This is a genomic window from Thioalkalivibrio sp. AKL17, assembly GCF_000377885.1.
In the GTDB taxonomy this organism is placed as follows: Bacteria; Pseudomonadota; Gammaproteobacteria; order Ectothiorhodospirales; family Ectothiorhodospiraceae; genus Thioalkalivibrio; species Thioalkalivibrio halophilus.
This window is the reverse complement of sequence record NZ_KB898770.1, coordinates 61,238-75,218: the sequence shown is the minus strand read 5'-3', so window position 1 is coordinate 75,218 and position 13,981 is coordinate 61,238. Positions and strand designations below refer to the sequence as shown.

The following is a 13,981-nucleotide window of genomic DNA, read 5'->3' as shown; positions in this document are numbered from 1 at the left end:
CCCCGTCCGGCCAACCCCTGCGCCCGATCGGCCAGGGGGCTGGCCTCCTACAGGTCGAACCCTGCCCCCCGTAGGAGGCCGGCCCTCCGGCCGATCCCGCATCCGGCCGATTCCCCGTCTTCCACCAGGAATCAGGGATCACGAGCCACCGAGGGTCAGCCGCTCCCCGTCCCCGTGCAGCCGGTATTGCGGGATCTCCAGGTTGCGCGCCCCGGGCTGGCCGCGGAACACCCGCCCGGCGGCGTCGTAACGCCCGCCGCGACAGCGATCCTCGAAACCGCCCGGCCAGCCGTCGGCCGCCTGCGGATGCACCAGGTCCAGCTCGCAGCCCAGATCCGCGCTCTCCCCGTAGACCACCAACCAGGCCGGGTCGAAACTGCGCTCCGGCAGCTCCAGCCCCTCCGGCTGCCGCCCGCGCCGCGCCTCGGGGTCGCGCAGCGCATCGGCCTCGATCGCCTCCAGCGAACCCAACAATGCCGAATCCCGGTGCACCACCAACACATGACGACCGTTCCAGCGCAGGCGCTTCACCTCGCCCGGGCCGATATCCGCCAGCTCCAGCACCCGCGGCTCCGGATCCGAACCACCCGGCAGGGAGATCACATTCGCAGTCAGCGCGACCACCAGCGCCGCGATGCCGCCCAGCGCCATCAGCTTCAGCAGCGCCCGCAGGCGCAGGCGGCGCAGCGCGGTCTCCGGATCCGGCGAAGAACGGGGCACGATGACGTTACCTCCACAACAAAAGATTGCGATAACCCACTGCAAACGGTGCCCCGGCCCTTCACGGGAAGGGGTCAGCGGCATACACTACCGGCATGCCTACCTCCAATCGAGAATCCATCCGCAACGACCGGCGCTACGTCGGTCTCCACAACGACCTCTACGGCGGCATGACACCGATCGGCAACATCATCCGGGATGCCTGGGTGTTCGGCATCCTGCCGGAAGACCAGACCTGCGACGGCTGGGAGATCGGCCAGATCCAGGCCCTGCAGAGCCAGGTCAACGCCAAGTGGGACGAATACGGCCTGCGCCCCTCCGCCCTGCCGGACGACCTGCGCGAGCGCCACGAACGCATCCACAACGAGGCGATCGAACGCGCCCGCGAACACGGCTGGGTCCCCGGCCGCGACATCGACAGCGACATGGACGACAACGGCTGAGCCGCGCGCGCCCGTCATGATCCGCACCCTGATCGTCATCGGCGCCGCGCTGGCGGCGATCGCCGTGGTCCTGGGGGCCTTCGGCGCCCACGCCCTGGAACAGCGCCTGTCGGAACGCGCCCTCAACACCTGGCACACCGGCGTGCAGTACCACTTCATCCACGCCCTCGGCCTGCTGCTGATCGCCGCGCTGTGGAGCCAGCTGGCCACCGGCTGGGCCACCGCCGCGGCCGTGGCCTTTGTCACCGGCATCCTGCTGTTCGCCGGCAGCCTGTACGGCCTGGCCCTGGGTGCCCCGCGCATGCTGGGAGCGATCGCCCCCATCGGCGGCACCCTGTTCATCCTCGGCTGGGTCGGCGTCGCCATCGCCGCGTGGCGCGCGGGTGGATAGGCAACCGCTCCGCGGCGTCCCTATAATCCGCGCCATAGCCGTTACAGCCCATTCCGAGCGGGAGATCCCATGAGCCAGCCTTCCTTTGCCGTGTTCGCCGAACAGACCCTGGACGACTTCTACGCCCGCCTGAGCGACCACCCCGACCTCGGGGACCTGGATATCGATCTGATCGACGGCGTGCTGACGCTGGAGTTCGAGGACGGCGCGCAGATGATCCTCAACCGCCAGGAAGCGGCCGAGCAGATCTGGCTGTCCTCACCGGAAGGTCCGGCGCATTTCGGCTACGACGAGGCCGCCGGCCAGTGGCAGAACGACCGCACCGGCGAGACCCTGGAAACCACCCTGGCCCGGGTACTGGGCGGCAAGCTGGGCACGTCGATCGAACTCTGACCCGCCGGAACCGGCGTCCTCAGGAACCGTCCCGATCCCCGCCCCGGGGTCCTTCCCCGGTTTCCCCGGTGGCACCGCGGCGGGACGGCCCCGCGGACTCCTCGCCCGGGTCGCCCGGCTCGTCCTCGTCGATCGCCCGCAGGTGATTCTCCACCTCCGAGAGCACCGCGTGGGCGCCCTCTTCCTCCAGCGCCAGGTCCAGCGCCTTCAGCGGCTCCGCCGTCCCCGTCTCGCCGCGCAGCCCGGTGCGCGCCAGCCCCAGCGACACCAGCCGGAACTGGCGAAAAAACAGATAGGCCAGCGTCGCCAGGATCAGCGCGACCCAGGGCTGCTCGTTGAAGGCCATCCAGGCCGCCACGCCATACGCCAGAAAGGTGATCACGAAGATCACCACGGCGACCTTGTGCGCGCGTGCCACGATCCGCTCGAAGACATCGCGGTGCTCGCCTATGAAGTCCTGCTCGAAGTGCATGATGCGTCCGTAGTCAGCGCCGGGCGCGCCAGCGCTCGAAGGTGTCGAAGTCCTCGTAGCCGCGAGTCAGCACGTATTCCATCACGTTGCGCACGCGGTTGAGATGGGCGACCGAGTCCAGGCGGATGATCTCATCCCCCTGCTCGTCGAAGAACACCATACTGGGTGCCCAGTGGATGTCCAGATCCCGGGACCACCGGGCTGCCGTGGTCTCGCGGCCATCGGGGGTGACCACCCGGGTCGCGTCGTCGCCCATGTCCAGCTGCACCGCGTCCATCAGCGAGATCTGCTCCAGCACCTGCTGGTTCTGCAGCGGCTCGGAATGCAGGATGTCGCAGGCGTGGCAGGCCTCGCGCTCGAAGAACACCACCAGGGGCCGCTCGCCCGCCTCCCGGGTACGATCCAGGTCGTGCGGCGGCGGATCGAAGAAATCCCGTTCGTTGATGTCCTCGAGATCGAACTTCGGCGGCGGTTCGGCGCGGTCCAGGTACTCGCGGAAGCTCACCTCCCGGTCATGCCGGTCGATCACGTACTCCAGCAGGGCTCGAAAGCGGTACGGGGGATAATAGCCGCGCATCGCGTGGATGCCCTCGCCATCGGCGTCGAAAAACGCCAGTGACGGCGTGAAGTTCAGCCCCATGCTGCGCGCCCATTCCTTTTCTTCCAGGGTCTCGCCCTCCAGCGTGGTCACCTCGCGACTCCCCAGCACGTCGATCGCGATCACGTCGAAGTGCTCGGACAGATAGGAACGGATGTCGTCCTGGCTGAAGTTCTGCTCGAACAGCGCCTCGCAGTAGGGGCAGTCATCCATGCCGAAATACACCGCCAGCCCCTTGCGCCCGCGCTCGCGCGCCAGCTCCAGATCCTCCTCGATATCGAGAAAGCTCGGCCGGAACCAGTCGGGCGTCCCCAGGCCGATCCGGCGCGGTGTGTCGTCGAACTGCAGACCCTCCGTTTCGCTGGCTTCCGGCACCGGTTCGTCCGCCAGCACCGGCGATCCGGCCGCACCCCACGCCAGCGCGAGCATCAGCACGACGCCCCGCGCCGCAAGCTGCCGGCCCGAACGCCTGTTTCTACCGGATCCCGTTTTCCCCAACACGCCAACCTCCTTGCGGACCGCTCCGTCGCTGGACAGGCGTGGCAGACCGGCCTGCCGCGGGGCTCCATGTGATTTTCCGGCCCCTCGACTCCATTGGACGCTGCAAGGCACCCGATTACTCCCCCGACGTGCGATCGGCCGCACAATCGGCCAGGGGGCTGGCCTCCTACCCCCACGTTCGCGCGCCACGCAATCGGCCAGGGGGCTGGTCTCCTACGTCCTACGGGGTCGTCGGGGGGGCGATCACCTCGGTGCCGCCCAGCCACGGGCGCAGGCGCTCGGGGATGCGCACGGAGCCGTCGGCCTGCTGATGATTCTCCAGCAGCGCCACCAGCGCGCGACCCACCGCCACGCCGGAACCGTTCAGCGTATGCACCAGCTCCGGGCGCTCGCCCGCCTTCGGGCGGAACCGCGCCTGCATGCGCCGCGCCTGGAACGCCTCGAAGTTCGAACAGGACGAGATCTCGCGGTAGGCCTGCTGCCCCGGCAGCCAGACCTCCAGATCGTAGGTACGCGCGGCGGAAAACCCCATGTCCCCGGCCGACAGCAGCATCACCCGATAGGGAATCTCCAGCGCCTGCAACACCTTCTCCGCATCGCCCAGCAGGCCCTCCAGGGCCGCGTCCGAGTCTTCCGGCCGGACCACCTGCACCAGCTCCACTTTCTCGAACTGGTGCTGCCGGATCAGGCCACGCACATCGCGGCCATAGCTGCCCGCCTCCGCGCGAAAACACGGCGTGTGCGCCACCATCTTCAACGGCAGCTCCTCCGCCTCCAGGATCTGCTCGCGCACCAGGTTGGTCAGCGGCACCTCCGCCGTGGGGATCAGCCGGAACTTCTGCTCGCAGTCCACCGAGAACAGGTCATCGTCGAACTTGGGCAGCTGCCCCGTGCCCACCAGTGTCTCCGGGTTGGCCAGGTACGGGACGTAGGTCTCCTCGTAACCATGCTCGCGGGTATGCAGATCCAGCATGAACTGGGTCAGCGCACGGTGCAGCCGTGCCATCTCGCCACGCATCACCACAAAGCGCGCGCCCGCCACCCGGGCCGCCCCCTCGAAGTCCAGGCGCGCCCCCGGCTCGCCCAGCTGGATATGATCGCGGCAGTCGAAATCGAAGCGCGTCGGCTCGCCCCAGCGGCGCACCTCCTCGTTCGCGGCCTCGTCCAGGCCCTCGGGCACGCCCGCCTGCGGCAGGTTGGGAAGCTGCAGCAGCAGATCGTGCAGCTCGGCCTGAATGCCCTCCAGCTCGTCCTCGCAGCCCTTCAGCTCGTCGCCCATGCGCGACACCTCCGCCTTCAGCGGTTCGATGTCCTCGCCCCGCGCCTTCGCCTGCCCGATCGCCTTCGACCGCGAATTGCGCTCGGCCTGCAGCTCCTGCGTGCGCACCTGCAGCTCCTTGCGGCGCGCCTCCAGGCGCTCGAACCGCTCACGGTCCAGGGTAAAACCGCGCCGCGCCAGCGCGGCCTCGGTAGCGTCCAGATCCTGACGCAGACTGCGGATATCCAGCATGGGTTAAGCCGTCGACCAGTAGTGGGAAGCCGAGCAGTTTAAGCCAAACGCCCCGCCCCGTGCAGGCCGACACCGCGCAAACACCCCCTCCCCAGTGGAGGCCAGTCCCCCTGGCCGATCATGGCGATCGCCTCCGAGCCTCTCGATGTGTACAATGTACCCCAAAAGGCTCACAGACATAAGGACATGTCCTCACGTGCCACATGCCATTGAATTCATTGAGACTCCAACGTTCACCCGGCAATTTCAGGTGATCGCCTCTGATGATGAACTGAAAGAACTCCGGCGCACTCTATCGCCCAACCCGACAAGGGCGACCTGATCCAGGGAACGGGCGGCTTGCGCAAGGTTCGCATCGGTTTGGGTCGTCAGGGAAAGCGCGGCGGCGGGCGTGTCATCTATTTTCTGGCAAGTGCGGAGATCATCTACCTGATCCTGGCCTACCCGAAAAACGTGAAAGACAACCTCACCGCCACCGAAAAGGCTGCACTGAAGGCACTCACCTCACGGTTAAAAGAGGAAGCCCTCTGATGAACATCTACGACGAACTCCAGACATCACTGCAGGAAGCGGTCGACATCAAGGAAGGCAAGAAGGCGGCCAGCCGCGTCACCCGCCACGAGGTGGCGGACGTAAAGGCCATTCGCGCCCGCTTGCGCGTTTCTCAGGCAGAATTCGCCAAAGCCATGGGAACGAGCGTCGACACCGTCAAGAGCTGGGAAGCCAAACGACGCAACCCTACCGGACTGGCCGCCAAGGTTCTGGCCACCATCCAGGACAACCCGAACTTCTATAACGAAATCGCCGCGCACTGACCCGACCGACACAAGGCATTTCCGCACCCCCGCAGGAGGCCCGCCCTCTGGACGATGGGACGAGCCGGGCGCCGTGCCGGCCCCCCACAGATTGCTTCGCTGCGCTCGCAATGACGGGCGTGGAGAGCGGGCGCGATTGAGCAACATGGAGAGCGCGCATAAGCTATGCGCATCACGTCATGACATGAAGTGACCGGGAGCCGCCATGCACCTCACGCCGTACAAAACCGACGCCCCGCGCAAGGCCACCAACCTCACCGTCAATTCCGATCTCCTGGCGCAAGCGCGGGAACTGGGCATCAACCTTCCAGCCCTTTTCGAGCAAGCGCTGGCTCAGGCCGTGCGAGAAGCACGCCGCGATGCCTGGATCGCCGAGAACCGCCAGGCCCTGGTCGAATACAACCAGCGTGTTGCCGAGCGTGGCAGCTTCGGTGACCGCGCTCGCCGCTTCTGATGGCCCAGTTCTCGGTCCACCGCAATCCATCCGCAGATACCGCATCCTGGGCACCGTACCTGCTGGTACTCCAGAACGACCTGCTCTCGGAGCTGAGTACCGTGGTCGTCGCCCCGTTGATACACGTAGGAGGCCAGCCCCCTGGCCGATCGGCCCGAACCTGGCACCGGATCGGGTTGTAGGAGCGGCCTCGGCCGCGACCCGCACCAGCCCCATCGGCCAGGAGGCTGGCCTCCTACACCGACCGCCACCCTGCAGGAGCGGCCTCGGCCGCGAACCGCACCAAGCCCGACTACCCGGGCTTCGCGGGTGAACCCGCTCCTACGATGATGCTGACTACGAGTGAGTGGCCTCGCGCATCACGTGCTCCACCGCATCGGCGACGGCGTGCATGTCGGCGGCGGAGAGGGTGTGGTCCACCGGGAACATCAGGCTGGTCTCGCCCAGTTCGCGGGCCACGGGGAGACGTTCGGGCGGGCGGAAGCCGGTCCCGTCGAAGGCCTTCTCCCGGTAGATCTCGCTGCAGCCCCCGTGCAGGCACGGAACCCCCTGTGCCTGCACGGCCTCCACGATCCGGTCACGGTCCCAGCCGTCGCGCAGCATTTCCGGGCGTACAAAGGCATAGAACTTGTACCAGGCGTGCCCCATCCCCTCCGGCAGGTGCGGCACCCTCAGGCCCGGCAATCCCGAAAGCCGCTCCAGCAGAACTCCGGCGTTGTTCCGCCGCTGCTCCAGCCAGTCCGGCAACTTGGCCAGCTGCGTCCGCCCGATCGTCGCCTGCATCTCGGTCAGCCGCCAGTTCGTGCCAAACGATTCGTGCACCCAGCGGAAACCCGGCGGGTGTTCGCGTTCGTAGACCGCACTCCAGTCCTTGCCGTGGTCCTTGAAATTCCAGGCCTGCCGCCAGGTGTCCTCGTCCTGCAGCAGCAGCATGCCGCCCTCGCCCCCGGTGGAGATAATCTTGTCGGTGCAGAAGGAAAACGCCGCCGCATCCCCGAACGAGCCCACCGGCTCCCCCTGTATCGTGGCCCCGTGGGCCTGGGCACAGTCCTCCACCAGAAACAGCCCGAACTCGTCGGCAAGCGCACGCAGCGCATGCATGTCGCACGGCCACCCGGCCAGATGAACCGGGAGAATGGCCCGTGTGCGCTCGCTCAGGACCGCACGGGCGGTCTCCGCCGTCAGGTTGCCCGAGTGCCGGTCCACGTCCGCAAACACCGGCCGGGCACCCCGCATCACGATCGCCGAGGCCGACGCCACAAACGTCCGCGGCGACACCACCACCTCATCTCCGGGACCGATACCCAGAGAATGCAGGGCCAGCTCCAGGGCCAGCGTTCCGTTGGCGACGGCCACCGCGTACGGCACCCCGTGCCAGGCCGCAAACTCGCGCTCGAAGGCCCGGCCCTCGTCACCGTTCCAGTAGTTCACCCGGCCGGAAGACATCACCTCCCGCACGGCCGCGACCTCATCATCCTCGAATTGTGGCCAGGAACTGACGACCACCGACACATCCTGTTGAAACGCCGATCGTTTGCGTGCGAGCACCTTTCACCCCCCATGGTGTTGCCCCGTCTCACGGGTTATGGCCGGAGGCTGACCGGACTCCGGTCACATTTCCATACCACATTCGCCATAATGATTCCCGCAGGGGTGCCAGGCAAGCCCGCATCCACACCCCCCGCACCCCGTAGGAGCCCAGCCCCTGGGCGATCAGCGCCAAACCAGCCCCACCGCCCAAAGGTGCCACCCCCCTACCGGAAAACGGTACGCCAGATATACCCAAGATCCTTCCCCAGCGACCACTGCTGCACATACTCGCGGTTGATTCTCACCTTGTCGGGAAAGATCACCTCGCGGTTATACGCCTCCGGATCCTCCACCGAATCCAGCAGTGATTCCTCGTCACGGTACTTGAGCGTTGCCGGCCCCGTGATCCCCGGGCGTACCGACAGGATCAGCCGGTCCTCGCCCTCCAGCGCATCGGCAAAGCCCGGCACGTCCGGCCGCGGGCCCACAAAGCTCATCTGCCCCATCAGCACATTGAACAACTGCGGCAGCTCGTCGATCTTGGCGCGACGAAAGAACCGGCCCAGGGGCGTAATGCGCGGATCATGCCCTGTCGTCACCGTGGTGGTGTGCGCTCGGGAGGGTCGCATGGTGCGGATCTTCACCACCCGGAACACACGCCCGTGGCGGCCCACCCGCTCCTGCACGAAGAAGCCGTTCTGCCGGGTATCGATCGTTGCCAGCACCCAGGCCAGCGCGATCAGCCAGAAGGTGAGCAGCAGACCCGCCGCCGCGCCCAACAGATCGAAGCCGCGCTTCAGCGCGGCCTGTGTTTGCGAAAGACCTGTATGCTCACTCATCCCTGTCACCCGGCCCCGGTTGTTCCGAACTCACCACGACCGTCCCCGCCCCATGCTGCATGTCCTTCAGCTTCCCGTTCTCATCGAAGCCGGCGGCAACATAATGGCTCAATGGCTCCACTTCCACCCCTGGGCGAAAGGCCAGCGTCAGCCCCTCGGCCAGCTGCCGCTGGACGGGAGAGGGTTCGCGCCCATCCCGCAGCGCCTCACGGGTGGTACGGCACGGCGCCCGGCCCTGAAGATCGTGCCGAACAGGCAACCCCGTCAGATGGATTTGCGGGCAACAGGCCAGCGCCTGCTCCAGCCCTTCCCCATCCTCGTAGCGCGGCAGCCCCGAACCACGATTCCAGGGCGTCATGATCCAGACCCGTTCGCCCTGCCCCTCCGCGAAAGCCGCATGGAACGCTCCCCTGGAGCCATGGTGGGGGTATTTCAACGCCGCATGGCTGGCCAGATCCGGACGGCCCCACGGCGCAGATGCACCTCGGCGTCCATGGAATCCATCCAGGCGGCAGAAGAAGATAAAACCACCGGGCAACACCCCACCGGCCCACTGGGTCCTTCCATCGCCAGAACATCGTCCAGCCCCATCGCATGATCCTCATGCGGGTGGGTAAAAACCACGGCGGACCAGTGGGCCCCGTTCTCGCTCAAGACCCGCTCGGCCGGGCTGACCCCATTTCCCGCACCGGGCTGGCGACAGCCATCCACCACAACCCAACGGTGGTCCGGGGTGCGCAACAAGGTGCTCTCGCCATATCCGGTCCGAAAACAATGCGGTAGAGGAGATCGTCCTTCAGCTCAAGCGTCATGCCACCCAGCCGGCCGTGCGCAGGTACCGCGCCGGATCCGGAAAGAGCGGCGGCAGGTCCGGATCCCGCCAGCCCTCATCCGGATACACCCGGATCAGGGGCTGCTCGGCACCTTCATACCAGGCCAGCTCCACAAAACGCCCGGCGGTCAGATCGTTCACCCCCAGATCATCCGAAAACGCATTGAACTGCTCCGCCGTCAGCTCCAGCCTGCCAATGGCCGGCTCCGCTTGTTCGTCGTCCTCCGGCACCTCCGCCGCCTGCAGCACCACACCCTCTTCGGAGACCGCATCCACGCGGGCCGGCATCCAGCGAAGCAGCGCATGGCCTCCATGACGGGCTGGCGCCACATGCGGCCCCTGCCACCGCTGCTCCACGGGTATGGTCAGCGGAAAGACCACCTCACCCCGGCGCGCCTGCACCAGGGCATCGAGACGTCGTTTCAGGGCCGCCTTGCCCGGATCGTCCCGGAATTCCCCCTCCGGGATACCGTCAAGCACCTCCCTCGCCATATCCAGCTGACCGCGGTGCAGTAGCAGACGCGCCACCCAGATATGCAAACTCCCGTAGAGAGCGGGATCGGCATCCGGATCCGGCAGCTCGAACTGGTCCAGGGCCTCTCGCCATGCCCCCCTGGCAGCCGACATCCGCCCCCGCGTAATCAGGTAATTGATCCAGCGCGAGTGCCACCAGACGTTATCCGGCTCCAGCTCGATGGCCCTTTGATAGTGAATCTCCACGAGACCCGGGTCCCGGGCGAGGATATCCAGGTTGTAAGCGCGATAGTGGTGCGCGTAATCATCCTCCGGCTCCCACTTCAGCGCCCGCTCGAATACCCCGGCCGCGCCCTCGAAATTCTCATGGTCACGCGACAGTGTGCGGCCCAGGATATCCAGCTGAGCAGCAAAGAAGGGACGCGCGCCATCCATGAGAGCCACATCCCCGGAATGCATGCCGTGGTGGAAGGCCTCACAATCCTCCACAAGCGCCAGCCCGTCGCCGGTCTCCCGTGCTTCGAAGCGTTCGCGATAGATCCCGTGCAATCTCGCGTGGGCCTCGCGTCGAGCCGCCGGCTCCAGCCACAGACCGTGCTCGCGAGCATCCGCCTTCAGCAGTTCATGGAGCCGATACACCCCCTGCTCCTCGAACAGCAGACAGTGGCGGAGCAACTGGCCCCACCAATCCGCCGGCACTTCCAGCGCCTCCAGCATCGGCTCATCCAGGGGCCGGCGAACAAGACTCAAACGCCCCCATGCTTCCAGCAGAGCGCGAGCCTCCGGGGTCTTCTCCAGCGCCGCAATCAACTCCCCGGTCAGTCTGCGGCGCTCACGCCCCACCCCCCACCAGCGGGCAACCTCCTCGGGCGAGCGAAGCGCGGCCAGCGCCACCAGCAGGCGCACTTCCAGTGCCGACCGCTCCTCCAGCCCCGGCAAGTTCCGGGCGGCCAGCTCCTCCGCAACACCGGCCAGCTCACCCCACGCGGCTCTTTCCCGCAGCCATGGTGCAGCGGCCGATACGGCCTTGAGGGACCAGCGGCGGTCTTTTCGCTGCCGGGCAAGGCAGGGTTTACCTGTCACCACCTTGCGACACGGAGCAGCCATCAACCGCTCAATGACCTCATCGACCTGCCTTCGGAAATGATCCGAGTCCTCGCCAGTCCCGGAAGACCAGCGCACCGGATCGTCACAGAACAGAACCACACGTTCGGGTTCCAGCTCCAGCCAACGCTCCAGATCCTCCAGCTTGTCCGCCCAGCGCCGCCCCCCGTCACGCACGCCCGCGAGATCATCCGCGCCGATCACACCGGCGGCCGCGAGCCCCCGGGCCACGTCCAGCATCGCGGCCATACCCGCATCCGGAGCCCGCTCGGGTGGCTGCACCAGCACCGCCACATACCCTTCCTCCCGGGCCGTTGCCGCAAGCCGGCGCAGAAGAGTGCTCTTGCCGGCAAAGTGCCCGCCCTCAACCTGCCAGAACCACCGAGCCGGAAGCTCCTCCAGCCAGTCGCGCTGCAATCGATCCACCTCTGGAAGCACAGCAACGTTCATCAAACAGCTCCCGCACCAATCTGCATCAGAACAAGGGACAAGCGGTTCACCAGCCTACATCATGTCGTGGGTGGCACCCACACCACGCACTCCGAGACATCCGCGCATTCCGGAGCCTAACTCACCGTTCATAGCCAAAGCGGTCCAATGTTGTACCCACGAGCTTGCCCAGGCGCTCGCAGGCCTCGGGCGACAGTGCGGCGCGGCCCTTGCCCACACTGCTGGCCTTGACCCCGCTCACTGCCGTTGCACAAACCATCGGGTCGACCTCCATACCTATGAAATCCAGGATCCGTTCCAGCTCCTCCCGTGGCCGCGTCACGAAGTCCTCGTAGCCAACCTCCAGCCAGCGGGCACCATCCATGGCTTCGAACGCATCACGGGCCTGTTCCACGCAACGCTGCCACTGGATGGCACAGACTTCGTCCAGAGGATGTCGCTGGAGCAGCGCGTCCATGTCATCCATTTGTGGTCCCCAAAAGGCCAGGCGTTTCTCACGAGAGAAGAGCCGGTACAGGCGGCTCCAGAAATAACGCCCCGCGTGAAACGGAAGGTCTGTTCGCGGAACGAACCGCGCCTTGCGTGCCAGATACGGGATATCCAGGGGTGCCGTCCAGCGATCCATCGCCGAACCGACCGCATCCAGCCCGTCCCGGCGGATGAACAGGTAACGCGCCTCGGGCACCACCCGATCCACGAACGGCACGCGCAGCGAATTCGCGCAGGTCTTCTCCACGACCACATCAGCGCCGTAGCGTCGTGCCACCCAATCGAACTGCCGGCGAATATAGCGCTGGACTTCGGAGCTGGCCCGATCCGGGGGGATCTCATCGGAGGGGTGGCGCAGATTGCCGTGTCGCCAGATGTAGTTAATCTCGTCACACGGCCAGGTAGCCAGTCCCGGCAACTGCGCGAGGATATCGCGCAACATGTTGGTCCCGGAACGGGGCGCCCCAATGATGACGAGAGGGGAACAGGAGAAGGTCATCCCTCGTGATCCCACTGAAAGCGCCGCTTCAGCCCGTTGCCCCACTCCCAACCGACAATGCGCTCGTGCTGCAGGCGCCCGACCACGATGCCGGGGGCAATCCCCATGCGCTCGGCGAAGTCACCGACCTGTTCCAGGCTCGGGCGTCCCGAAGCGATGAATCCCTGCCACTCCCGACGCGGAATGAGCAGATCGGCCGCAAAACGGTTGGCCTCTTCCTCCTTCTCTCCATCCAGCCCGTTACCCCCTTCCACGAAAATCTCCCGCTTGCCATGCAGCAGAACGTGGCCGGCCTCGTGAAAGAAAGAGAACCAGAGCTGATCATCGCTGCGATAACGCAGGGACAACTGGATCAGGGCCTTGTTCGAGGTCAGCCAGCGCGTGGCCCCGCTGACCCGGGTTTTCGGCAGCGAGGGCACGAACTCGACGGCCACCCCCACCTCTGCGCACCGTTCCTGCAACCGCGGCTGGAAGACCTCCGGGGCCTCCCGGGTTAGCGCCCGGCATTCCTTCAGCAGGGAACGGAATGCCGACGCATCATAACGCCCGCACCGCCGGGCATGACCCTGCCGCTCCCCCTGCCTCAGCCAGGCCGAGACCGCCTCGGCTTCCGCCTCGAAGCGCTGCGACTGCCGGTACGCTACCTGATGGTTCTCCCACACCTCCGCCCATTGTTCCGACGAATGAACGCCGAAGAAACGCAGAAGCTCGTCGAGTTGCTCCCGCTTGTCCCTCCGAGCGTTGATCCAGCCCAGGTCCCTCATCTTCTTGAGGGGGAAGCGCTTCATCCAGTCGAGCTGCTGGCGTTCCGCCTCGGCCGCCCGTGCCCGCGCAAGCGCCTCCTGGTGCTCCACCTCGAGCTGATTCCAGAAATGGGCCGGTCGCCCCAGCACGCGCTCCAGGCGCAGGGCCGTATCTTGGGTCAAGGGGGCCTTTCCCTGGACGATCTGATTGACGGTCTTCGGCGCGAGGCCCGTGCGCTGGGCCAGCTCCGCCTGGCTCATCCCGGCGGTCTCCAGATATTCCTCCAGAATCTCGCCCGGCGGTACCGTGTAATCGGGCGCAAAGCTCGCTTCCTGCATTTCAGCCATGAGTATCCTCCACCGCGAGAATGCGGATCGCCGTTACACCCGCCCAGTCCAGCCCACCTTCCTCTGAACACGGAAGCGGGTCGTGGTCCGGACAAAAGATCAGTCGCCAGGGATGGTCCAGGTCCATGGAAAGCTGCCCCCGCCGATTCCCGGTCAATTCGTGGCAACGCTCCGCCCCTGAGAAGGGCGGACAGAAATCCGCAAGGCTCTGCGCAGCCTGCAATACGACCAAGCGGCGCTGCAGCAACCGGGCCCGGCGCTCTCCATGGATCTTCTGCAATTGCCGCGCCTCGGAAAGCTGTTTGCGCAGGCGCTTGGTCTTGAATGCCACTTCCATATGGTATTTTTATTTACCTTAGAGGTAAAGGCCAACCTC

At 66.2% G+C, this 13,981-nt stretch carries 17 protein-coding genes and 2 pseudogenes; 7 read left to right on the top strand and 12 right to left on the bottom strand.

Going from position 1 to position 13,981, the window contains the following annotated elements; genetic code table 11:
* Window positions 1-138 precede the first annotated feature (138 nt).
* Entirely contained in the window at window positions 139-720 is a 582-nt protein-coding gene (locus tag D577_RS0112380) for a hypothetical protein (RefSeq protein ID WP_018947786.1), read from the bottom strand.
* 95 nt (window positions 721-815) lie between these two features.
* Here D577_RS0112380 and D577_RS0112375 point away from each other — a divergent pair, with 95 nt between their 5' ends.
* The 3 genes from D577_RS0112375 (at window position 816) to cyaY (ending at window position 1,947) form a co-directional block, all read left to right on the top strand.
* A complete protein-coding gene (locus D577_RS0112375) occupies window positions 816-1,163 on the top strand; it encodes a hypothetical protein (RefSeq protein ID WP_018947785.1) in 348 nt (115 codons plus the stop codon).
* Window positions 1,164-1,179: 16 nt separating this feature from the next.
* Window positions 1,180-1,554: a DUF423 domain-containing protein gene (locus D577_RS0112370; RefSeq protein ID WP_018947784.1), complete on the top strand. Its 375-nt coding sequence runs from the start codon at window positions 1,180-1,182 to the stop codon at window positions 1,552-1,554.
* Window positions 1,555-1,623: 69 nt separating this feature from the next.
* Entirely contained in the window at window positions 1,624-1,947 is a 324-nt protein-coding gene (gene cyaY / locus D577_RS0112365) for an iron donor protein CyaY (protein WP_018947783.1), read from the top strand.
* Between the two features lie 19 nt (window positions 1,948-1,966).
* Here cyaY and D577_RS0112360 read toward each other — a convergent pair whose 3' ends face one another.
* From D577_RS0112360 to serS, 3 genes are all read right to left on the bottom strand, one after another.
* Window positions 1,967-2,419 (bottom strand): hypothetical protein, encoded by a 453-nt coding sequence (locus tag D577_RS0112360; protein ID WP_018947782.1) that lies wholly within the window; start codon window positions 2,417-2,419, stop codon window positions 1,967-1,969.
* Window positions 2,420-2,432: 13 nt separating this feature from the next.
* On the bottom strand, window positions 2,433-3,446 hold the full coding sequence (locus D577_RS0112355) for a thioredoxin fold domain-containing protein (RefSeq protein ID WP_026289060.1): 1,014 nt from the start codon (window positions 3,444-3,446) through the stop codon (window positions 2,433-2,435).
* A gap of 292 nt (window positions 3,447-3,738) precedes the next feature.
* Complete coding sequence (serS, locus tag D577_RS0112350; protein ID WP_018947780.1) at window positions 3,739-5,028, bottom strand: serine--tRNA ligase; 1,290 nt, start codon at window positions 5,026-5,028, stop codon at window positions 3,739-3,741.
* 196 nt (window positions 5,029-5,224) lie between these two features.
* Between serS and D577_RS13710 the strand changes: the two are divergent.
* The 4 genes and pseudogenes from D577_RS13710 to D577_RS14125 all read left to right on the top strand — a co-directional run.
* Window positions 5,225-5,559 (top strand): annotated as a pseudogene (locus D577_RS13710) (type II toxin-antitoxin system RelE/ParE family toxin).
* Window positions 5,559-5,843 carry a NadS family protein gene (gene nadS, locus D577_RS0112340; protein ID WP_018947778.1) on the top strand — a complete coding sequence of 95 codons (285 nt, stop codon included), beginning with the start codon at window positions 5,559-5,561 and terminating at the stop codon, window positions 5,841-5,843. Before D577_RS13710 ends, nadS begins: the two are co-directional and overlap by 1 nt.
* 205 nt (window positions 5,844-6,048) lie before the next feature.
* Entirely contained in the window at window positions 6,049-6,297 is a 249-nt protein-coding gene (locus D577_RS0112335; protein ID WP_018947777.1) for a type II toxin-antitoxin system CcdA family antitoxin, read from the top strand.
* Window positions 6,297-6,422, top strand: a pseudogene (locus tag D577_RS14125) (CcdB family protein); the annotation flags it as partial. The gene D577_RS0112335 and the pseudogene D577_RS14125, both read left to right, overlap by 1 nt.
* Before the next feature lie 211 nt (window positions 6,423-6,633).
* Here D577_RS14125 and D577_RS0112330 read toward each other — a convergent pair.
* From D577_RS0112330 to D577_RS0112300, 8 genes are all read right to left on the bottom strand, one after another.
* A complete protein-coding gene (locus tag D577_RS0112330; protein WP_018947776.1) occupies window positions 6,634-7,803 on the bottom strand; it encodes a DegT/DnrJ/EryC1/StrS family aminotransferase in 1,170 nt (389 codons plus the stop codon).
* Window positions 7,804-8,051: 248 nt separating this feature from the next.
* Window positions 8,052-8,666, bottom strand: a complete 615-nt coding sequence (locus D577_RS0112325; protein WP_018947775.1) for a sugar transferase — start codon at window positions 8,664-8,666, stop codon at window positions 8,052-8,054.
* Complete coding sequence (locus tag D577_RS0112320; protein ID WP_155985575.1) at window positions 8,659-9,024, bottom strand: hypothetical protein; 366 nt, start codon at window positions 9,022-9,024, stop codon at window positions 8,659-8,661. The genes D577_RS0112325 and D577_RS0112320 overlap by 8 nt, the downstream gene beginning before the upstream one ends.
* Window positions 9,025-9,098: 74 nt before the next feature.
* Window positions 9,099-9,410, bottom strand: coding sequence for an MBL fold metallo-hydrolase (locus D577_RS14285; RefSeq protein WP_371180234.1), 312 nt, complete (start codon window positions 9,408-9,410; stop codon window positions 9,099-9,101).
* A gap of 64 nt (window positions 9,411-9,474) precedes the next feature.
* The gene (locus D577_RS0112315; protein ID WP_244263462.1) at window positions 9,475-11,526 is read right to left on the bottom strand and encodes a tetratricopeptide repeat protein; all 2,052 of its coding nucleotides are present in this window, start codon (window positions 11,524-11,526) and stop codon (window positions 9,475-9,477) included.
* Window positions 11,527-11,647: 121 nt separating this feature from the next.
* The gene (locus D577_RS0112310) at window positions 11,648-12,514 is read right to left on the bottom strand and encodes a sulfotransferase (RefSeq protein WP_018947772.1); all 867 of its coding nucleotides are present in this window, start codon (window positions 12,512-12,514) and stop codon (window positions 11,648-11,650) included.
* Entirely contained in the window at window positions 12,511-13,605 is a 1,095-nt protein-coding gene (locus D577_RS0112305) for a HigA family addiction module antitoxin (protein ID WP_026289059.1), read from the bottom strand. The genes D577_RS0112310 and D577_RS0112305 overlap by 4 nt, the downstream gene beginning before the upstream one ends.
* Window positions 13,598-13,942, bottom strand: coding sequence for a hypothetical protein (locus D577_RS0112300; protein ID WP_018947770.1), 345 nt, complete (start codon window positions 13,940-13,942; stop codon window positions 13,598-13,600). Before D577_RS0112300 ends, D577_RS0112305 begins: the two co-directional genes overlap by 8 nt.
* Window positions 13,943-13,981 lie beyond the last annotated feature (39 nt).